This window comes from Streptomyces sp. WZ.A104, assembly GCF_002382885.1.
Classification (GTDB): domain Bacteria; phylum Actinomycetota; class Actinomycetes; order Streptomycetales; family Streptomycetaceae; genus Streptomyces.
The window spans coordinates 14351-34378 of sequence record NZ_NWVL01000078.1 but is presented as its reverse complement, the minus strand read 5'-3'; the positions used below and the strand labels follow the sequence as shown (position 1 = coordinate 34378).

Below are 20028 nucleotides of genomic sequence, written 5' to 3'. Positions count from 1 at the left end.
GCCCGTCCGCGCGGGACCGCGCCCAGACCGGCATCGAGCCGGCCCGGCCGCGTCCGCGCCGAACCGCCCCGGCCGCACCCCGCCGTACGCACCACCAGGCCGCTGACCACCGCCAGCGCGCGGCCCCATGAGCCCGGCGTCCGTGCGCCCGCCGGACGACCGCGTCCGCGGCGGCATCGAGCCGCCTCGTACGCGAACACCCTCGCCACTCCCGCCGTTCGTACAAGAAGGTCCCATGCCGCACCGAACACCGCCGTCCCCGACGGCCGCCCAGGAAGACGAGTTCGACATGTACGGCGTCCATCTCCCCCTCGGAGGCTGGACGTATGCCCTCGACGACACACCCGTGGTCTACGGGTCCGGCTGGTACCCCTTCCACCGGCACGTGCAGCGGACCGAGCCGCACCCCGCCGCGCCCCTCCTGACCCGATCGGCCAGCACCGGGCGAACCGTGCCCACGAGCGTGCGCATCTCACCGGACACCGAATTCCGTTCCTGGCGCAACGAGTACGCACTCCTCCGCCCCTACGACCACCGGGTCCACGCACACCTGACGCTGTTCGTCGAACCGCGCGGTGCCGGCGCCATGATCCGCCGGGTCACCGCCGAGATCGACCTCCGCGCCTCCCGCGTCACCGTCCCAGCGCAGTGCCCCGTCCACATCCGAGAGCAAGCCGAGGTCAAGGCGCAGCGAGCGATGGACCTCCTCCTCGCCGCGCGCGTGGAACGACGTCACGGCCGCCCGGCTCCGGCGGCCGTACTCCACCCCGGCCTGCGCCACCACAGCCCCCGCTACCGCGGCTACACCCATACGGTCGAGGCCCCACGGCTCGCGCACGCCGCCACCACTCAGGAGACATGGTGATCGTCTACGTCCGCTTCCGACCCAACGACCGCGCCGAGTACGGGCCGCTGGAAGTCATCTCCTCGCTCGGGGTCGCCCAGGGCGAGCTGTCCCGCAGGGCCCGTGATGGGCAGGGCACCATCAACACCGCCACCACCGTTCTCACGGTCGCGAAGGAGCGGAACGCGACGATCTACCAGGCGCTCCGGAGCTTGTGGTCGCTGAAGCGCGAGGCCCTGGACGACTGCGACGGCACGGCGTCGATGCTCGTGTGGGAGCCCGGCCCGGACAACACCCCGCCGCCCGAGGACGCCGACCCGGCCGAGCGCTGGACCGTGCGCGGGCCGGCGTGCGTGGTCGAGCGTGAGCCGCTGCGCGGCAGGATCCAGGCGAAGCGAGGCCTGTGAGTCGGCGGCCTGCCGGCGCTCCCAGCGCCCGCAGACGAGGCGGCGCCTCTCCTGGGGCCGCCTTTCACTTCTGGCACCCCTGCGACGTACGAGGGGCTGCCCTACGCCCAACGCAACGGTCAATCAAGACGGTCGCCCGCGCGGCGGCCGAGAACGGACACCTCATGCCCGAGCGCGCCATCCTCGACTGGCTCGGACCGGACGACCGAACCGAAGCACGGATCTATTCGCGTTGGGCACCCCCGACGCACCAGATCCCCGCCCTCGCCGACTACGTGGCCACTCTCGCGCGGCCCGAGCAGATCACCCTGGCCGGATACCGGGCATGGGCCCACGCCCGGGCGCCCCACCTCATCACCGCCGTCGTCCCGCCGTCCGTACCGGAGCGCCCCGGCCACCCCGACTACCGGTACACCCTTCGTACGCACCCGTTCCGCGTCACCGTACGGGGCCAGCGCGAGGGCGCCTGGGCCGACCTCGCTTCGGCCGACTCCCCCGGCGACCTCTTCGCCGCTGCCGCGCGCATCCTTTCCGAACAGGCCCTCCGCATCCGATCCCTCGCGGAAGCCCTCCCCCTCTCGCCGTTCGCCGCCTACCTCGGAAGCCCCGACTCGCTGGAGGCCGCCGCGATCCGACACGAGGCCAACGCCGCCGCCGCCGGCTGGTGGCCCGACGAGCATGACCTCCCGGTGGCGTCGCTTGACCCGACCACCCAGAATAGGTAATTTAGTAAACGTCGGAGACGGGAGGGCAAGCCCGGCCCCGGCCACCACGACCACCCGAACAGGAACAGATCATGACCACCACACTGGACCTCCAGCACGACAGCGCCACCACACACGTGCTGCACCAGACCCGCACCACCGCACCCGCCATCGCCGAGGCCATCGGACACGTCAGCCCCTGCACCCACCTGCCCGCGTGGCACAGCGCACCGATCACGCTTCCCGCCGATCTCCGTGAGCACCAGGAGCACGCTCGACGCTTCCGCACCGAACTCACCGAGACCGCATGCACCTGCCTCCACGGCCTCCCCGAACAGCTCCTCGCTGACCTGGCCCGCCGCTGGGCCGACGTGCTCGACGCCGGAGTCTGGTACGGCCAGTCCGCGCACCGATCCTCACCGGAGGTCCGCGACCACAGCCGTCGCGAGTTCGATCGAGCCCTACGCGACATCCGAGCCCTCGCCGACTGGATCACCAGCGGCACCGCCGCACACACCGCCCGAGGAGCGTGGTGAAACAGCCATAGCCACCCGTACGAGCAACCGCACCGACCGCCGTGCCACACACCACCACGGCGCCTCGGCCGACGACGGACACGACCCTCTCGTCCCCACAAGCGAGAGCGCCGCCCCGTCGTCGGCCTCTTGGCGTCCCCCAAGCCGCCGAGCGCCGGCCACCACCAGGAGCACCAGCCCATGAAACCGATCAACGAAGTGCGCACAGCCTTCGCCGAACTCCCTCCGAAGATCACCAACAAGCAGATCGCTGACGCGACCGGCCTCACACTCCACGGCGTCCGGAACTGGGTGTACGACAAGGAGCTGTTCGCCGACTTCCCTCCCGAGCTCCCCGAAACCGGACCCCGCGGCGTCAAGTTCCGCGACCGCGACCTCGTCCTGACCTGGATCGTCGACAGGTTCGGCGGAGAGGACACCGCCTCCGGCCCCCGCGACGTCGCGGAGGCAGCGCGTCGCGCTCGTCCCCGCCGCGCGAAGATGGACAGCAAGGACCTCGCGCGCACCCTCGGGATCAGCGTCCGCGGCGTGAACTACTACGCCAGCGCCTACAGCGCGGAGAAGACCGACACCCCCTTCCCCGAGCCGGACGAGAACGGCGAACGGGACTGGCCGGCCGTTCGCGAGTGGATCCTGCAGAACGCCGAACGGGAGCGGAAGCCGTCCAAGACCTCCACCCGCGATGCCCGCGGTCTCACCACGAGGGAGCAGGAGGTGCTCGAGCTGGTGCAGGGCGCCGAGAAGGCCGGCACCACCGTCACGCCGGCCTGGCTCGCCGAACAGCTCGGCCTGAAGACGACCGACTCCGCCAACCGGCTCCTGCGGGCAATCGAACCCCACCGCGGCCAGGCCGCCGACAGGCTCCGACCGACCGCCCTAGCCGAAGCCGTCGGCACCACCACCGACATGCTGAAGTACTACGCCAAGACGTACGGCAACGACCCGGACGACCCGTTCCCGGCGAAGGACGCCAACAGCGCCCGAAGCGTCACCGAGGTGAAGGAGTGGATCGAGCGGCGCGAGAGGGCCGCCAAGGCCGGCCGCCGGTCCTAGCCCGTACGACCCGGTGAACAGCAGACGGCCCTCCTCGCCGCGCAGGTGCGCGGCGAGGAGGGCCGTCCCGTGTTGAACTACGCGGCCGGCACCTCGGCCGTCGGCACCACGTCGCTCGCGGCTGCGGAGCTGGTGACCGCGGCAGCCCCACCCGCCGCCGGGCCGTCCTCCGTAACCGTGCCTTCGGCTGCGCCAGCCTGGGCATCAGCAGCACCCTTCGCCTCATCCGTGCCGTCAGACGCTTCTGCCGCCTCGTCCTCGTCCTCCTGGTTCAGGAAGCGACGTATCTCCCGAAGCGACAGGCCGAGCTCATCAGCGGCGCTCTGCTGGCTGCCGAACACGTCGACGGCTTCGACGATGGTCTTCGCCATCTCCTTCTCGATGGTGGCCGCCTCGTCCGCCGCGTCCTTCTCGATCGCAGCGATCTTCCGTTCCTTCTCGTCCTGGATGGTGGCCAGCTTCTTCTCGTGCTTCTCGACCGCGTCCAGGACCTTCAGCTGCCGCCTCTGCTTGTCCCGGAGCCTCTGCTTCCGGGACAGCACCGATTCGTTGTTACGTGAAGTCATGCCGGGATCTTAGGCAGACGCCCAGACCACAGGTAAGGCCGGACCCCGCCCCCGACCTGCGGCGATGCTCACACTCGACCGAGAGCAGGGAGACGGGCCGTCCTGCCTGCCTCCGTTTCCGCCGCCCCGAAGAGTCGTTGAGCAGCGAGCCGCAGAAGCTGACTGCCACGTGAAGGAGCGACCGGAATGACGGACCCTGTGCTCTACGCCGTCGAGTACGACCCCAGACGCGTACCGCTGCCCTGCCTGAAGTGCGGTGTGCTGGTCGAGCACAGCAGCGAACCGTTGATCTTCGCCTACCCTGCCCACGGCCCGAGCGGTGTCCTGTGCGAACCATGTCGCGATCGAGCACCTGAACCGGTGAAGACCTACTACCTTGCCACGCTGGCCGGCAACATCACCCTCGCCGCACAGGTGTGCAACCTCATGGGCGTCGAAGCAGGTCCCGGAGCGGCGGCCACAGCCATCCCCGTGCCGGTCCCGGCCCTGGGCCTTGACGAGGCCCTGCGGCGCGCCGCCGAGACGCCGGAGGTTCGAGCAGCCCTTGAGCAGCGGGAGAAGGCACGGAAGGCTGCCTCCGCCTACCTAGTGCCGGCCAGCTGAGCCGCAGTGGCGCGTATGGCGGCGTCAGGTCAGGGGCGCTCTGCACCGCCGCGGAGCATCCGCAGGAGGTCGCTCAGTAGCTCGGCGTCTGCCGCGTCCATCAGCGTGATCACCGCGGTACCGCGTAGTGCGGAGGCGACGGCACGGAGGTCCTCATCGCTGTAGTCGGAGGCGACGGTGAGCAGGTCCCTGTCGCTGTAGTCGCTCATGCGCAGGCCCAGATCGTTCATCCGCTCGACCAGCGTGCGGATCGTGCCCGCAGTATCGACAGCTTGGCGGGTCAGGTCAGCAAGAGCGTCGTTCCGGTTCGCCATATCTCCAGGATGGACTGGGCGAGGATTGCCGTCAGCGCGACGTCTCGGGTACTGCGCGGACGAGGTCGGGGTCACCCATGGGCATGGTCGATTTCGGCGAGGGCGGCGAGGGCGGCGCGGGCTTGCTCGGCGTTGAGGAGTAGCGCGAACTCTTCGAACGCCACCGCCATCACCTCGTCCGGGGTGGGCTGCTGGCCCTCGGGCGTCCGGCGTACGGCCAGTTGCGCGGCGCCGCGGGCCGCCATCTGCTCACGGGCCGCGTCGTCCAGGGTGTCGTCATTGAGCGCGGCCAGGACCTGCCGCCACAGCGTCACCGTTCGCGCCCGCTGCGAGGCGAGGGCACTGCGGTGTCGGGCGCGGCAGCGTGGTGCTCCTCGTCGTCGCCGGGCCAGCGGCCGAAAGGGCCGTCGGGCTGCTCAGGCGTGGCGCCGAGGACGCCGGGGCCCTTGGTTCGGTGCGGCGGCAGCGGAATCACGTCGGTCACCCTACGCGGCCGCCAGCAGTCGGTGGAGGCCGAGGCCCTCCTCCCGCCACTGCGGACCTGGTCATGCGACATCGTCGGCCTGCTCTCCGACAACGTCGCCTACAAGCTCCGAATGCTCCCTGACCGCCACCAGCCACTGACACGCACTGTGCCTCCCGCTGAGGCAACTCTGCGTTCCGCAGATGCTCTGACCTGTGTCGTGTGCCGCCGGACCGTGCGTCTGCCCAAGGCGGTGACCTCCGAGATGAAGAGTCAGTCTGCACACGGCCCGTCGAGACTGTGCAGATCTACCCTGCATTTTCCGTGCCGCCGGTCGCGGTGCTCGCGAACGCTGACCCGCTCGACCTGGCCGTATGCAGAGTTCAACTGCACAGCGCAGGACCAGATGAAAGGTAGAGCTGCAAAACGAAGCGTTCACCCACGAAGGACAACCTGCACCGACGCTCGTCATCGTGATCTGTGCCAGATCATCCAGCCACACCATGTGCATTACTTTTGGCATATGCGGTCCGATCAAATACGATCACCGTCATGAACGACTCGATCACGCTCTCCCCGGCCCCGCGCCTGAGCGTGTCGAGAGGACGGCGCGGACGCCCTTGCTGACGATCCATCCCGTCAGCGCCGGCACCGGTATCGACTACCTCCTCAGCACCGTCGCGAGCGACGACCGGACCCTCGGCGTCAAGGAGAACGCGGACCACTGGGCCGCCGGGGCCGACACCCCTGGAACCTGGATCGGCCTTGGTGCCGATGCCCTCGGCCTCTCCGGTGAGGTCTCCCAGGAGCACGCGGACGCCCTGTTCAAGTTCGGCGAAGACCCGATCACCGGTGAAGCCCTGGGGCGCCGGTGGCGCCAGTACAGGACCGTCGAACAGCGATACGCCGAGCGGCTTCGCCTGGAGCCCCAGGCATCCGCCGCCCGCAAGAAGGAGCTCCGGGACCAGGTCGAGCGCGAGGGCGAGCGCTCGGCTCGCGCCGGCTGGGAGATGGTCGTCGCCCCCGTTAAGTCCTTCGCCGTGGCGTACGCCCTGGCGGACGACGAGGGACGGGAGAAGCTGCTCCAGATCGAGGAGCGGGCCTTCCTGAAGATGTGGAACCGCATCGAAGCCGACGCCGCCTACGCGCGCATCGGAGCCAACGGCGTGGCCCAGATACCCACCGACGGACTGACCGCGGCCATCTTCGTCCACCGCTCCAGCCGTGCTGGTGATCCCGCCTTCCACCGGCACATCGCCATCAGCTCGAAGGTCTTCGCCGACGGCAAGTGGCTCGCCCTCGACGCCCGTCCCCTTCACCGTCAGCGCGTCACCTTCGGCGAGATCTACGCCGCCGAGCTCGAACGCGGCATGGCGCAGGACCTCGGGATCACCGCTGTCGAACGTGAGGACAGCCTCAGCTTCGACAAGCGCCCGGTCCGCGAGTTTCGTGGCATCGGCAAGGAACTGATCAGCGAGTTCTCCACCCGACGGAAGCAGACGGAGCGCCACCTGCGGACACTGATGTCCACGTTCCGGCAGCGCGAAGGCCGGGAGCCGAACCGTGCCGAGGCGTACCAGCTCGCTCAGGCAGCGGCCCTCACCCAGCGTCCTGACAAGGAGCTGCGGAGCCCTGAGGACGAACGCGCCCACTGGCGCGATCGGGCCCGCCGCCGGGGGCTCCGCCGTCCCGAGCAGGTCCTCGCTCTCGGCCGCGAGGAGTCCGTCCGTGCCAGCCGGCGAGCTACCGATACCCCGGAGGCCCACGCCCTGGAGGCGCGTCGGGTGACCCGCCTCGAGGACATCCCCGCCGCCGCAGTGAGAGTCCTCGAACAGCAACGCGAGACCTGGACCCGACCCAACGCCGAGGCCGAGGTCGTGCGCCAGCTCGTCTCCAGCGGACTGCATATCACCCTCGACGGCCGCTTCGAGGAAGCCGTTCAGCAGCTCACGACCGCCACGCTCTCCCCCGAGCACTGCGAACTCGTGGACATGCCCGAACTGCTGCCCGTCCCCGCCGCCTACCGGCGCGCGGACGGCACCTCCCTCTTCCACGACGCCGGCTGCACGCGCTTCACCTCCCACCGCATCAAGGCAGCGGAGCGAGCCGTCGTGCAGGCCGCGAAGGCCCCGGCCGTCGTGCGCCGCCTGACCCACGCGCAGATATCCGCCGCGCTGTACGCCGGCCACGCGCAGCGCGGGTTCACCCCGAGCGAGGAACAGCTCGCGATCGTCCATGGCGTGTTCACCGGCAACCGCCGGGTCCAGGCGATCATCGGCCGAGCCGGCGCGGGCAAGACCACGATCATGGCCCTGATCCGCGAAGTGGGCGACGCCTACGGCATCCCGGTCATCGGTATGTCCAACGGACAGATCCAGGCGGATGTCCTCGCGGAGGAAGCCGCCATCCGTACGGAGAACATCCGACGATGGCTCACGATGAGCGAGCTGGTCTCCCCCGGCGCGCGGAATTGGAGCCTGCCTGCCGGGGCCATCGTCATCGTGGACGAGGCGGGCCAGGCGGCCTCGACCGACATGGCCAGCCTCCTTCACCAGGTGACGGCCGCAGGGGGCCGACTCCTCCCCGTCGGTGACCCGCTCCAGCTGGGTGCACCTGGGCCCGGTGGCCTTCTCGCCCAGATCGAGGAAGACGCGGGTGCGCTCTACCTGACCGAGGTCCGGCGCTTCCGCGACCACGACGGCAAGCTTCGGACCTGGGAGATCGAGGCATCGAAGGCTCTCGCCGAGGGCGACTCCACCAGCTCCTTCGAGGCGTACCACTCCCGCGGCCGCATCCACTTCGGCAGCGCCGACGCCATGGCTGCCGAAGCGTACGAGGCATGGCTCAGGGACACCAAGGACGGCCTCGTCTCCATCCTCATCGCACCCGACAACGCGACCGCCTCGGCCCTGTCCGCCCGCGCCCGTGACGATCGCGTCAGCGCCGGCCTCGTCGACTCGGCCAGGACCATCCGCCTGCGCGACGGGAACGAGCTCGGCGCCGGCGACCGAATCGTCACCCGAGCCATCGACCGCCGAATCCGCGTCCGCGGGGGCCGCGGATACGTCCGCAACGGCGACCTCTGGACCGTCACCAAGGTCCGTCGCGACGGCAGCCTCGTCGTACGCTCCGACCAGTCCAAGGCCAGCGCCGTGCTGCCGGCCGCGTACGTTGAGCAGTCCGTCGAGCTCGGCTACGCCATCACCAAGGACCGTGCACAGGGCATCACCACGGACACCGCGCACGCCCTCTTCTCGGCCGGGATGACGCGCAACGCCGCGTACCCCTCAGCGACGCGCGGCAAGTACGAGAACCACATCTACCTTGTGGTCACGCCGGAGATCGAGCCGATCGTCGGTGCCCCGGACCCGGTGCGGACCGCCCGCCAGGCCTGGGCTCAGATCGTGGGCAGGGACGGTACGACCCGCTCGGCCACGGTGGCACAGCGCGAATCCCTCGACGCCGCCGAAGCCCTTCACACCCTGGTCCCCCGGCTGCGGTTCACCCTCGACGACATCGTGGGCGAACAGCTCCTCCGTGAAATCGGGGACCGAATCCCGATGGCCCAGGCCATCGTCACGGCCGAGGCCTGGCCCGCGCTTCGGGACGTCCTCACCCGGATCGAGGCCGGCGGTGAGGATCCGGTCGCCGCGCTTCAGCGCGCCATCCCCACGCGCGGCTTCAGCGACGCGGACGACGTCGCCGCGGTCCTCCACTGGCGTCTGCACACCGATGACCGGGTCCTGCACGCCCTCGACCAGGCGGAGCACCAGACCGGTGCCCTGGGGACGGGGGCCGATCTCCTCGCCCGCCTCCACCTCGTCGTGCCGGCGAGCCGCGAAGGCGAGAAGGCCGAGTACGCCCACGCCCTCGCCGAGGCCATCGCGGCCCGCGCGGAGGAGTTGGCCACCACCGCTGCCGAGGAGGCGACCCTCGGCCAGAGCTGGGCAGCCGCCTACGGACGACAGCCCGAGAACCCCGAGGAGGCTCGCCTCTGGCGCTCCCGATTGGCATCCGCCGCCGCGTATCGCGACCTCACCCAGCTCGTTGGCGACGAGCCGCTCGGTCCTGCCCCCGCGCCTGGCCCCGATCACCTCCGCCGTATCTGGAGAGACGCCCAGCCCACCCTGGAGGAGGCCGTGTCCAGCGCCCGGGTGCTCGCCGCCGCCGACGCGGGTGCCCGCTGGCTGGACGCCCTCGGTCCCGTCCCCCTCGACAGCGACCCGCGTCGAGAACTCTGGATCCAGGCAGCCACCGCGATCGACCTGTACCGCGAACGGTGGGACTACGGCCGCGAGGACCTGTCCCTGGGGAACCGGCCCGCCGACCCCGTACAGGCCCTCGACTACGACCTGGCCCATGCCGCCGTCGACCGCTTCCGCCAGGCGACGCCTCCCTCCGGCACTCCGGAGGAGGACGACCGGGCGCGCCTCCAGGAAGTTGTCCGGCGCGGGGAACTCGGCGCGATCCGGGCGCGGGAGGCCGCGCGCGCTGCTGACGAAGCGCACGAGGCGAGGCGCTCCGCCGAGGCGTCCGAGCAGGCCGCAGAGGACATCCGCAACCGTGCTGCGGCCACGCGAAAGGCCATGGAGGACCCGCAGCGGCGCGACGAGCGTGACGCCCTGCACGCGCGGCACGAACGACTCGCCGAACTCGCGGAGCGTGCCGCCGAGGTCGCCAGCGCATCCCGAGCCCGGGCGCAGGAGGCTGAAGATGCCGCCCGCCGCCGAGGTGCGGAGGGCCTGGAGGCGCGTGCCGCTGCGCAGGCAGGACGGGACGCCGAGCGCGCACTGGACGCGCTTGGCCGGGAACCGGAGCCGGCCCCCGCAGGCTGGCGACAGCGACCGTTCGGTGCCCTCACGGGGAGCGCCCTGCGGACAGCGGAGTCCTCCGCGTTGTCCCGAGCACGTCTTGCCGACACGGAAGCCGAAGCAGCGTTCGCTCGCGCGGATCAGCTGGCCGCGGACGCGGCGCCCGGTGGCCGGATCGACGTCGAGACGGCTGCGCAGGCGCGTCGCGTGGCGGCCATCCTCGACCTGCGTCAGGCACAGGAGCAACTGGCTGTGGCCGAGTCGGACCATGCTGCCGCAAGAGACCGCCTCGGCACCGTGACGGCTCAGTTGGAGGAGACCGGACGCTTCGGGCGTCTCCTCCTGCGCGGCGACAGCCGACGCGCCGTCGAGGAGCAGAGGGCTCAAGCTGTTGAAGATCTCGCCGATGCCGAGCGGCGTAGGACCGCCTGGCGCGAGGAGATCGAGACGGCCGCGCCCGTTGCTGGCGAGCCCAGTGAGCACGACCAGTTCCTGGAGCAGTGGGAACAGCTCGGCGGCACTGAGGAGGCCGTGGTCGCCAAGGAGAAGGAGATCGCCGCAGCGGACTCCACGCGCGCCCGGACCACCGGCGACCGGATGCGCCGCCGGGCTGAGGCGCAGCGGCAGCGTGCCCTCGAACTCCGCAAGGAGGTCGCCGTGCGGGCCACGATGGATCCCGAACTGCGACGGGCGGAAGAGACTGAGCGTGCCCAGGCGGCCGAGGCCGAGGAGCAGCGCCGTGCCCACGACGCTGCCCAGGCGGCCGTACGACAGCAACTCGACGACGAACAGAACCGGCGCGACGGGCACCGGTACTGACGAGGCCGGCCACCGGCGGTGCGCGCCGGAGGCCGACCTCGGACCCTCCGTGCAGCGGCTACCTGTGCGCCGCCTCCGGGGCGTCGACGAAGCCGAAGCCGTGAAGCATCCGGTCCAGAGCCTCCCGCAGCAGACGCTTCCGGGCAGCGGGCGACAGGAGGACCCCCGTTCGCAGGGTGACGGACATGCGCGTCAACGGGCGCCGATCGGTCGCCCCCAGCGGTGCCAGGTCCACGACGTCGTCCAACGGCATCTGCGGTGCTCCATCGTGGCCCTGGCCGGCGGAAATCCCCAGCTCGACTGCCGGGACATCAGCCCACCTCATCGCCGCTGGGTCGTCGACAAGCACCCGTGCGGCGTGATCGGAGGCGGTCTCCCAGGCAGCCTGGAACACGGCCTCCACCTCCTCCCAGGACAGACGTTCTTCCCGGCCCGTCCCGCCGCCGGAGGACACCGCCTCCCGCCATGACGGCAGATCGACGCAGAGCTCGGCGCAGGCCACGGCGGCTGGATCGAGCTGGGTGGTAAGCACCGCCATCACGTTGGCCGCGAGTGCATGCCTACCTGCGGCACCGGCGAAACTGCTTGAGTAACTGACGGCGTCCGAGGCATTCCGGTGCGGGCCCGGTTCCCAGGAGGAGGCCCGCCAGGACAACCCCCGACGCTCCGTGAGGATCGACGCCACGCCGGCGAGCGGCGAGAACGGAAGCATGTCGGCGAGCTCCCGGCGGCGTGCAGGGCTGATGACGGCGCCCGACAGATCCGCCCACGGCAAGGTGACCGTCGCCCGGACACGCAGCGATGGCTCCGACCCGCTCGTCCAGTTCCGGGATCCCCGCGTTACCTCGAAGCTCGGCGGCTGGCGCGGCTCCCACCGCCATCCGGAGCCGTCGGCCGTCCGTACGAGCTGTCCACGGCCCCAACGACCGCCGTCAAGATCCACGCGTTCCGCGTCCTCGCCGATCACCTCGTGCGCCATGGATCTCGGGGGCGTGTACGGGTAGCCGATCGCTGCGAGCGGGCAGCCAGGAGCACCACTTCCAGCTTCGACGAGTGCCTGCCACACCGGCTCGGCTACGGCGACCGGCCGCTGATGCGGGAGTGCGCACAGGACCCATCCGGTGTGCGCCGGCGGCCGGGGCGCGAAGCGCTGTAGAACGCCGACCCCGCCGTCGTCCCAGTGGACCTCGGAACTTGGCTCCCCCACGGGGGCATCGTGGGTGAGAGCGGCGTACGCCTGGCGGAACTCCTCTTCCCGCGACGGTAGTCCCTGTCCAACCCGGTACCGAGGTCGCTCAGATCGCCGGGCATCCGCTCTGCCGACTGCCTCTTCGACGAGTTCTGCGAGGGCCGCAGCACCAGGGCGTTTCTGGGCTGCCAGCCCCGCGGAGAGGAGCCGGTGAATCTCCGACCGGGGCAGCCAGGTCGTGCCATCCGCTTCGCGGATCGGCACCGCCACCTTCGTGTTGCTCAGGCGACCCGGCTTTCCGACAGGCGCCTCAACGAGGTAGGGAAGGTTCCCGGCAGGCTGCGGTGGGATGTCGATGTAGACGCACAGCAGCTCGCCGTCGCAGTCGATGCGCTCGATGGCGACGTCCCGCGGGGCAGGTGTGATCCGCTCCTTCATGAGGTCGCGGAGCTGCTTGACGTCGAGGGTGACCGGCCCGAGAGGCACGAGTTCCTCCAGGACCTCGCGGCCGTGCTGCTCAAGGGTTCGGATGCCGAAGACGATGAGTCCGCCGTGCTCGGTGTTCGCGAAGGCCGCCACGTGCTTCGCCAAGGACTCCGCTCCCTGGGGACTCCGGAGGTCGTACAGCTGGGCCTTCGCGTCGAGCCACTGGGACTCGCGCAAGCCGAGGAGAGCAGCGGGGTCGCCCGCCCGCAGGGCGGCCCGTGCGCCGTCGAGGTCTATCGCCATCGGGTCAGTATCGCCGCGCCGGGGACCTTGAACGACGAGGTTTCCTCGATCTGGAACGACGATGGGCGGCCCCGGAGGAGCCGCCCATCGTCAGCGTGCTGCTTCAGCCCGTGGAGCGGGCCTTCTCCACTGCGGCCGGCAGCTGAGCGTCGACGAGACCGGGTGCCCCGGTGAGCATCACCACGACGTTGCCCGTGCGGACGGCCACCTGCTTGAGCACCGTTGTGGAGGTTCCGCTGGCGACGGTCATGATGTGCGCGTACCGCTCGTCACCGAGGTCCGAGGGCGCACTCGCGCTGCCGATCTCGATCTTCACGGGAGTGGTACCTGACGTCATCGTGAAGCTCGGGCAGGACTCGTACGCCTTGAACAGGGCCCGGGTGCCCTCGGACAGCTTGGCCGGAGTATCGCTGTGAAGCTCCTCGCCCAGCGTCGAGTTCCCCGTTGATCCAGCGGTGTATGCGAACCCTGCCTTCGCCTTCACGGCGAACGCGAGCTCGCCGTCCTGGGCGCTGTCGCCGAGCTTCTCCAGGGCCGGGCAGCCCGTGATGCCGACGTCGCTTCGCTGCTTCCCGCTGTCCGGTACCTCCGTGTACCCCTGGCCCAGATCTGCGGAGGTGAGGAGGCGCCGGTGCAGCTCGGACTGGCTCACCGGAGGCGTGGTCGTGTCCTCGCCGGCCGCGGCGCTGTTGGCGGCACCGGGGTGGCTGGTGCCGCTCGCGCTGCTGCAGCCGACGGCGACCAAGGCGACGAGCGCGGCCAGGGCGAGTCCGGTGGTGCGGTTGTTCATGGAGACCCCCTGGGTGTGTAGGGGGCGACTATAACCACGAGCCCGGACAACGCCGGAGGTCAGGCCCCGTCGTCGGGGCAGCACTGGGAGGCCAGCTTGATCATCCGGAGAGGGTTCCCGGCTCCGGTGTGGACCTCGCAGTCCGGGGACCATTCGGAGATCCCGCCGCAACGGTGGCGCGGGCACGGGCACGGTGGGTCAGGCTTCCCGTTGGGCATGAAGCTGTGCATCTCGGGCCAAGACGGGGGGATGGTGCTCATGGTGCTCTCGATCTGTTCGTCGTACGTCGCCGGCGGCTGGTGGAGTTCGCGCGTCAGGCGCGGACCGCCCGCTGCTGATGAGGTGTCGCTGCCGTGGCGCGCGCCATCACCGATGCCCGGGTGGGCTCGGCCTGGGCGGCGACCTGACCGTTAATCTCCCGTCGGATGACGGTCTCAGCCGCGCGCTCCTCGGGGGTCAGTTCCGACCGGCGTGCGACCTCCGTCTTCGCGAGGTCGGCTTGGCCGCGGAGTTCGTTCGCCTGCCCGCGGAGTTCCTGAGCCCGGGCCTCCTTCCGCTCGACGTCTTCACGCTCGCTGTTGGCGGCGCGCTGGACGATCTCGTCGTCCGCACCCATGTCCCGAAGCGATGAGGCGAGAGAGCCGCCGCCCGACGCCTCGAAGTTGTCGCGCATCCACTTCGCCTCGCGCTCCGACTCCTCTGCGACGGCCTCAGCCGCATCGGCGAGCTGCCGGGACTTCGCCCCGGTCACCATCAGCTCGTGGTCGGTCATGAGTGACTGCGGGGAGTTCTCCGCGATCCGGTCCGCAGCCTCCTCGGCCTGATCGGGCAGCAGCGCGCTGATCCCGGCCGCCGGGCCGGCGGCATCGACCGCCAGGGGGTTCGGCTTCGCCGGTGCCAGTTCCCCGGCCCACGAGAGGATGTTCTGGCGCACCTCGGCGGCCTTGAACGCGTCCACCGCGTACACGGCGAACTTCTCGTCGGGGATCTCCGCGACCTTGCCGAGTTGGGAGCGGAAGACGACCTCGTTGACGGGGTGAGGGTTCGCCGCCAGGTACTCGTCGACGACCTCGGCCCCCAGCATCGCGTTCATCTCGGACAGGTCGACGTAGTCCTTGGCCTCGGTACGCCAGGCCACGGCTTCCGCCTTCATCTGCACGCAGTCCTGGACCGACATGACCCGGATGCCGTCGATGTCGGCGGGGAAGTACCGCATCTCCATCGGGACCATCTGGATGGTCACCGGGGCGACGTCCAGGCGCTCGGGGTCGCGTACGCCCAGGTTCGCGGCCTGGTCCATGGCCCAGACCTTCTCGACCTCGACCTGGTAGCCGGCCGCCGTGAGCGCGGCGATCACCTCGGCCCGTGCCTGCACGGCGTCCGTGCCGGTGTCGGGCATGTTGAACAGGTCGATGTCATCGACCGGTCTCTCGGCCAGGCCGTGGGCCCGCAGCGCCATGCTGCCAGCGAGCGCGTAGTCGTACCTCTCCCCCACGGCATCCAGGGCGATCCGGGCTATCCGCCACTTCTCGTCTTCGTGCACGCGTCAGTCACCGCCGCCCGGCGAGTTCGGGGAACCGGCTCTCCCACACGCGCATGATCGGTTCCTCGGCCAGCCCGGGTCGCCACAGGGACTTCAGCAACGTGCGGTTGAGCAGGATCGCCTGCTGTTCGGCGGTCCCGTCGGCCAGCACCACGCGATACAGCTCCCACAGGGCGGCCGTGTCGGCCGTGTCGACCTCAGAGGGAACCGCTTCCCGGACGAGGTCGCCGGGGACCTGGATCTTGCCTGTCGAAGGGCCGGTCAGGGCTTCGATGTCGGTGACGACGGCGAAGCCGTTGGACGCGCGCCACCGGCTGAGGGCGGGATCGGTCATGGCGCCCGCGATGTCCGGGGCGAGCCGTCCAGCGGCCACCGCCTGCTGAAGCCGGTCCTGCTGGGCGGCCCGGGCGCGCTCTCCCCGCTCGCGGGGGATGGGAGTGCTGTTCAACGAGGTCTCCTTTGTCGTGATGAGCGGCCGAGCCAGCCTAGGAAGCCTGCGCAACGGGCGTGATGGGGGCGAGCCACTGGAAGGCCTGCCGGTGGGCGAGGGTGATGTCGCCCTCCACCAGACCTCCGTCGCCCTGGGCGAAGCGCCACAGCAGCCTGCGCAGATCCGTAGCTCCGGCGGCCGCGGCGCGGCCCGAGTCGCGGGCGGCACCGACGAGAACATGGACCAGCGCGGCGACGTCGGTCTGGACCTCGGAGAGCTCGATCGTGACGGTACGCCGGCCGCGGAGCACGCCGCCCGCGGGCTGCTCGAACGTCACCGAGGCCAGCGCCCGCGAAACCGGGGCGTTGCGCGCCGGATACGGGACGGCCCAGTGAACGGTCAGCCAGGGCGCGACCACTTCCGGAACCCGGATGGTCCAGACATCCGTCGAACCTTCCTGCTGCGCGATGGCGGTGGAAAGAGCGGAACGACGCGCCTGGTGCCAGGCTTCGTCATCCCCCTCGTAGGCGACGGCAAGTGACCGGTCGGGGAGGATGGCGAACAGAGGGAACGCGTCGGCCACATCGAGGATGGACACGAGGCCGTCGCGCCGGGGCCAGCCCGGCTGCGCAGGCTCCGCATCCGCGGTGCGCCACCACTCGATCGGCTGGTCCAGGGCGTGGCGGGCGTACGGCCAGCCCATGACCTTGGTGAACTGGTTCCCGACGGCGTCCCGGCCCAGAAGCAGGGCTACGGACTGCACGTAGGGCGGGATCGTCAGACGCATCTGGAGCTGTTGGCGCAGGACGTCACCGGTGTCGCCCGCGAGGTCGGCGCCGGCAGCCCAGCGGGGCCAGATACGGCCTACGGGCGTGGTCGCTGTCGTCGGTGGCACGGGTACGGTCACTGCTCTACTCCCTGTCGGATCATCTCGTGCAGGCCGGGGTGCTGGGCCGCGGCCGTCATGTCGTCCGAGACCTTGGAATGGACCTCGAAGACGCGGTCGGTGTCCTTGAACTCCCGCGCCCGCTGCTCGGTGTGCTTCTGCGGACCACACTCCTGAAGCGACAGGCGCGGCATCGTCCGGTACAGGGCATCGATCCACTCGACCTCGGCCGTGTCCCGCTTGCTCCCCGGCGTGTACGTCCTGACCCAGGAGACGAACAGCGCCGTCAGGTGCTCCCGGACGTCCTTGTGCTCGTACCAGCACGGCGTGACGTGGGCGTGTGTCCACGGGTACGTACGGACCAGCCAGTGGACCCAGGTCCGGAGCTCGGCCAGGCGCTCGCGCCGGACGGGCGGCTCCATCGCCTCCCAGACCCACCCGGCCAGGTCGACCTCCTCGTCCTCGGCATCGTCGAGGATCTCGCCGGTGCTCTCGTCGACGTTGAGGTCGGCGGGATCGTCGAGGGACAGTTCGTCAGGCACGTGCCAGCTCCTTCTGGGCGGTGGGCTCGTTGATCAGGCGCTGGAGGTCCTCGTCCTTGAACGTCATCCGCAGGCGGACCCGCACCGGCTTCTGGTTGCCGTACTGCACGACGGCGGTCCCGTCCTCCAGCTGCTGGAGTTCGTGGATGGGGGCGAGGTCGCGTTCGCTCGTGGAGGTGGTGCTGGAGTGGCCGCCGTCGCTGCCCCGCGTCACGGTTGCCCGTTTCACCTCGGCGCGGCCGAGCATGGTGTTGAAGTACTTCAGCGTCTCGGGGTCGGCGACGCCGGGGAGCAGCATCCGCAGGGGTGAGGCGGAGAAGACGGTGTTCGCCTTGTCGTCGCCGAGCGAGGTGCGCAGCTGGGACAGGTCGTGCCAGATCGTGAGCATTACGATCCCCTGGCCGCGGCCGGTCGTGAGCACCGTCGCGAGGTCCGGGTACCGCAGGACGTTGCCGGCCTCGTCGATCAGCAGGCCGAGAGCGGGAGACAGCGGCTTGCCGGTGCGGCCGTACTGGGTCTCGGCGGCGTGGATCACCGAGGCGATCAGCGCGGTGATGAGCGGCGCGAAGCGCTTGCTGTCCGACGCGGAGGCGACGATCGCGATGGTGCCGCCCTTGGCGAGGACCTCTTCGGCGGTGAAGTCGCTGCCCGAGCTGGTCTCCCGTACGGCCTTGTCCTGGTAGACGCGGGCGATGACGTTGAGCGTGAGCTGGACCGATCCCTGGCCGTCGGCGTGCAGTCGCCGCCACGGTGAGGCGTAGTCCTCCGCGGCCTCGGTGAAGCCGGCGTCGAGCAGGATGCCTTCGACGGTGTCGGCGGCGTCCTTCCCCAGCGACAGCCAGCGGCGGAAGGCGGTGATGCCCTCCCCGGACACGCGGGCCGCCAGGAGGAGGCCCTTGATGATGGGCTGCGCCTGCTCCAGCCAGGTCTGGGCCTTGGGGTCCGAGCTGTTCGAGGAGGCCTCGGCGAGCCACTTGGCCATCTGGTCGGCGTCTTCTTCGGTCTTGCAGTACTCCACCGGGGACCACCGGGCCGTCGCGCGGCCGGGTATGCCCTTGGGGGCGACGACGTAGACCGGCCCGAGCGCCGCCCGGCGGGCGTAGATCATGTCCAGGTCGGACGCCTTGACGGTCGTGATCACCAAGGGGCCGGCCCACTCCAGGGCGTTCGGCAGCAGGAGGCCCATGGACTTTCCGGAGCCCGGGACACCGAAGGCCAGACCGGACAGGCAGGGCTCACCGGCGACGAGCTTCTTCGTCACGGTGCCCCGTCCGGCGATCAGCCGGTCCGTACGGGTGGCGAGCTCCTGCTCGGCACGCAGGTGCTTCTCCACCCGGCGGCCGCCCCAGGTCGCGCCGTCGCCCTGGCGCTCCCACGGCTTGAGCACCATCGCGGCGACCGGGGCGGCGACACCGAGCAGCGCCCAGGGGCCGTACTGCATCAGACCATCGCCCCCGAAGAGCGAGGGAACGTCGGTCATGAGGGCCTCCTGGACATGGAGTTGATCGGCAGGTTGAGGGAGCGGGAGCGGGCGTCCTTCGCGGCGGACAGGGCCGCACGGACGCGGGCGACCCCTGTTGCGTTGGTGTCGGGATCGACCGCAGTCACCAGGTCGAGAGAGCTGTAGGGCGGAGGCGTCGGCGTGGGGGCCGCGTGGCGCTCGGGCGACGTCGGCCCCGTCGCCGCGCGTCGCTCTGCGGCCTTGATCCGGTGGTGGTCCTCGCTTCGCTCTGCGCAGCGGGGGCACGGAGTCCCCGTGTCGAGCCCCACGCCGTCCTCGCACCGCGGGTCCGGGCAGGCTCCGGGCCGCAGCAGGGCTATCGCGACCCCGACGGGGCTCTGGATCGAGGCAGCCTTGACCGCGTAGCCGTGCGCCCACCAGCGGCGCAGCACCCGGGCGCACAGGTCCTCGGGTGTACGACCGGCGGCGAGAGCAGCCTCTGCGGCGGACTGGATGGCGGTGGGGAGGGGGGACGGCAGCAGGGCGGTGAGCTGTCCCGGCAGGGAATCGAGTACGGCTCGCACCGATGCGGCGGTGACCAGCTCGATGTCCTCCGGGAGGACTCGCGGTTCGGCGGGGCGCCGCGGCGCGGTGCCCCGCTCGGCTGGGGCCGTCGGCTGTGCCTCCGAGGTCTGCGCCGATTCGACGGTGACGGTGACCGCGTCAGAGTGCCGGGCCCGCACCGCTTCAAGTTCCTCGGCGGTGAGCGGGGTGTCGAAGGCGAACAGGTCGGTGGCCCACCGCCCGCCGCGGTCCTCGTGCTTGACTCGGACCAGGTGGCCGGAGGCGATCAGGGCGCGGGTGGCGGCGTGCAGTCGCCGCGCGGGCAGGCCGCGCTCCTCCGCGATCGCGGCCAGAGTGACCGGGTGCCCGTCCGGAGCTTCCAGGAAGGTGGACAGGAGGCCATCGGCGACCGCATCGAGTCCGGGGCGCCGGCCAGCTCGCTGGACGACCCGTTCGTCGCGGCCTCGGAAGATCCTCACGATTCACCTCCAGCGGGGTAGACGGCGAAGCCGTCGTGGAAAGGCAGCAGCACGCAGGGCTGGGCCCAGAACGCGGTGGCGTGGCGGGCCAGCGCCTCCGCGGTGGCGTCGGCCGGAAGGCAGACCAGCGGCTCGTAGCGCTGCTCGTGGCAGCAGCCGCAGGTGAAGAAGGCCCACCAGCCGCCGACCCGGCCCGGGGCCCAGCCGGGCCCGGAGGCCGGGTAGGACTGCTCGAAGACCGTCTGGCCGAGCAGCGGAGGTCCGGGCGCGTGGGCCCGCACACCAGCAGGGGCAGGAGCGTTCATGGAGCAGTCC

The 20028-nt window shown here is 70.7% G+C and carries 20 protein-coding genes; 7 read left to right on the top strand and 13 right to left on the bottom strand.

Annotated elements, in window-relative coordinates:
• The first annotated feature begins 235 nt into the window (after positions 1–235).
• The 5 genes from CIB93_RS30850 to CIB93_RS30830 all read left to right on the top strand — a co-directional run bounded on the left by CIB93_RS30850 (position 236) and on the right by CIB93_RS30830 (position 3544).
• Entirely contained in the window at positions 236–865 is a 630-nt protein-coding gene (locus CIB93_RS30850; RefSeq protein ID WP_096631664.1) for a hypothetical protein, read from the top strand.
• A complete protein-coding gene (locus tag CIB93_RS30845) occupies positions 859–1251 on the top strand; it encodes a hypothetical protein (RefSeq protein WP_096631663.1) in 393 nt (130 codons plus the stop codon). Before CIB93_RS30850 ends, CIB93_RS30845 begins: the two co-directional genes overlap by 7 nt.
• A 164-nt stretch (positions 1252–1415) precedes the next feature.
• Positions 1416–1976, top strand: coding sequence for a hypothetical protein (locus tag CIB93_RS30840; protein WP_096631662.1), 561 nt, complete (start codon positions 1416–1418; stop codon positions 1974–1976).
• A gap of 71 nt (positions 1977–2047) precedes the next feature.
• The gene (locus CIB93_RS30835; protein ID WP_096631661.1) at positions 2048–2491 is read left to right on the top strand and encodes a hypothetical protein; all 444 of its coding nucleotides are present in this window, start codon (positions 2048–2050) and stop codon (positions 2489–2491) included.
• 180 nt (positions 2492–2671) lie between these two features.
• Positions 2672–3544 (top strand): hypothetical protein, encoded by an 873-nt coding sequence (locus CIB93_RS30830; RefSeq protein ID WP_096631660.1) that lies wholly within the window; start codon positions 2672–2674, stop codon positions 3542–3544.
• 77 nt (positions 3545–3621) lie between these two features.
• Here the strand turns inward: CIB93_RS30830 and CIB93_RS30825 are convergent, their stop codons facing one another.
• Positions 3622–4110 (bottom strand): hypothetical protein, encoded by a 489-nt coding sequence (locus CIB93_RS30825; protein WP_179500303.1) that lies wholly within the window; start codon positions 4108–4110, stop codon positions 3622–3624.
• 186 nt (positions 4111–4296) lie between these two features.
• Here CIB93_RS30825 and CIB93_RS30820 point away from each other — a divergent pair, with 186 nt between their 5' ends.
• Positions 4297–4713: a hypothetical protein gene (locus CIB93_RS30820; protein WP_096631659.1), complete on the top strand. Its 417-nt coding sequence runs from the start codon at positions 4297–4299 to the stop codon at positions 4711–4713.
• Between the two features lie 29 nt (positions 4714–4742).
• Here CIB93_RS30820 and CIB93_RS30815 read toward each other — a convergent pair whose 3' ends face one another.
• From CIB93_RS30815 to CIB93_RS38195, 3 genes are all read right to left on the bottom strand, one after another.
• A complete protein-coding gene (locus tag CIB93_RS30815; RefSeq protein WP_096631658.1) occupies positions 4743–5027 on the bottom strand; it encodes a hypothetical protein in 285 nt (94 codons plus the stop codon).
• A 71-nt stretch (positions 5028–5098) separates the two neighbouring features.
• Positions 5099–5341 carry a hypothetical protein gene (locus CIB93_RS30810; RefSeq protein WP_096631657.1) on the bottom strand — a complete coding sequence of 81 codons (243 nt, stop codon included), beginning with the start codon at positions 5339–5341 and terminating at the stop codon, positions 5099–5101.
• Entirely contained in the window at positions 5338–5502 is a 165-nt protein-coding gene (locus CIB93_RS38195; RefSeq protein ID WP_179500302.1) for a hypothetical protein, read from the bottom strand. Before CIB93_RS38195 ends, CIB93_RS30810 begins: the two co-directional genes overlap by 4 nt.
• A gap of 608 nt (positions 5503–6110) precedes the next feature.
• Here CIB93_RS38195 and mobF point away from each other — a divergent pair.
• Positions 6111–11120: a MobF family relaxase gene (gene mobF, locus CIB93_RS30805; protein WP_179500301.1), complete on the top strand. Its 5010-nt coding sequence runs from the start codon at positions 6111–6113 to the stop codon at positions 11118–11120.
• 58 nt (positions 11121–11178) lie between these two features.
• Here the strand turns inward: mobF and CIB93_RS30800 are convergent, their stop codons facing one another.
• From CIB93_RS30800 to CIB93_RS30760, 9 genes are all read right to left on the bottom strand, one after another.
• Positions 11179–13038, bottom strand: a complete 1860-nt coding sequence (locus CIB93_RS30800; protein WP_096631655.1) for an ATP-binding protein — start codon at positions 13036–13038, stop codon at positions 11179–11181.
• A 103-nt stretch (positions 13039–13141) separates the two neighbouring features.
• Positions 13142–13828 (bottom strand): hypothetical protein, encoded by a 687-nt coding sequence (locus CIB93_RS30795; protein ID WP_096631654.1) that lies wholly within the window; start codon positions 13826–13828, stop codon positions 13142–13144.
• 313 nt (positions 13829–14141) lie between these two features.
• Positions 14142–15371 carry a nucleotidyl transferase AbiEii/AbiGii toxin family protein gene (locus CIB93_RS30790; RefSeq protein WP_096631653.1) on the bottom strand — a complete coding sequence of 410 codons (1230 nt, stop codon included), beginning with the start codon at positions 15369–15371 and terminating at the stop codon, positions 14142–14144.
• Between the two features lie 7 nt (positions 15372–15378).
• On the bottom strand, positions 15379–15819 hold the full coding sequence (locus CIB93_RS30785) for a hypothetical protein (protein ID WP_096631652.1): 441 nt from the start codon (positions 15817–15819) through the stop codon (positions 15379–15381).
• Between the two features lie 37 nt (positions 15820–15856).
• Positions 15857–16708: a hypothetical protein gene (locus CIB93_RS30780; protein ID WP_096631651.1), complete on the bottom strand. Its 852-nt coding sequence runs from the start codon at positions 16706–16708 to the stop codon at positions 15857–15859.
• Entirely contained in the window at positions 16705–17229 is a 525-nt protein-coding gene (locus CIB93_RS30775; protein WP_096631650.1) for a hypothetical protein, read from the bottom strand. Before CIB93_RS30775 ends, CIB93_RS30780 begins: the two co-directional genes overlap by 4 nt.
• Positions 17222–18709 (bottom strand): type IV secretory system conjugative DNA transfer family protein, encoded by a 1488-nt coding sequence (locus CIB93_RS30770; RefSeq protein ID WP_096631649.1) that lies wholly within the window; start codon positions 18707–18709, stop codon positions 17222–17224. Before CIB93_RS30770 ends, CIB93_RS30775 begins: the two co-directional genes overlap by 8 nt.
• Positions 18706–19713 carry a hypothetical protein gene (locus CIB93_RS30765; RefSeq protein ID WP_096631648.1) on the bottom strand — a complete coding sequence of 336 codons (1008 nt, stop codon included), beginning with the start codon at positions 19711–19713 and terminating at the stop codon, positions 18706–18708. Before CIB93_RS30765 ends, CIB93_RS30770 begins: the two co-directional genes overlap by 4 nt.
• Positions 19710–20018 carry a hypothetical protein gene (locus CIB93_RS30760; protein ID WP_143660106.1) on the bottom strand — a complete coding sequence of 103 codons (309 nt, stop codon included), beginning with the start codon at positions 20016–20018 and terminating at the stop codon, positions 19710–19712. Before CIB93_RS30760 ends, CIB93_RS30765 begins: the two co-directional genes overlap by 4 nt.
• Between the last annotated feature and the right edge of the window lie 10 nt (positions 20019–20028).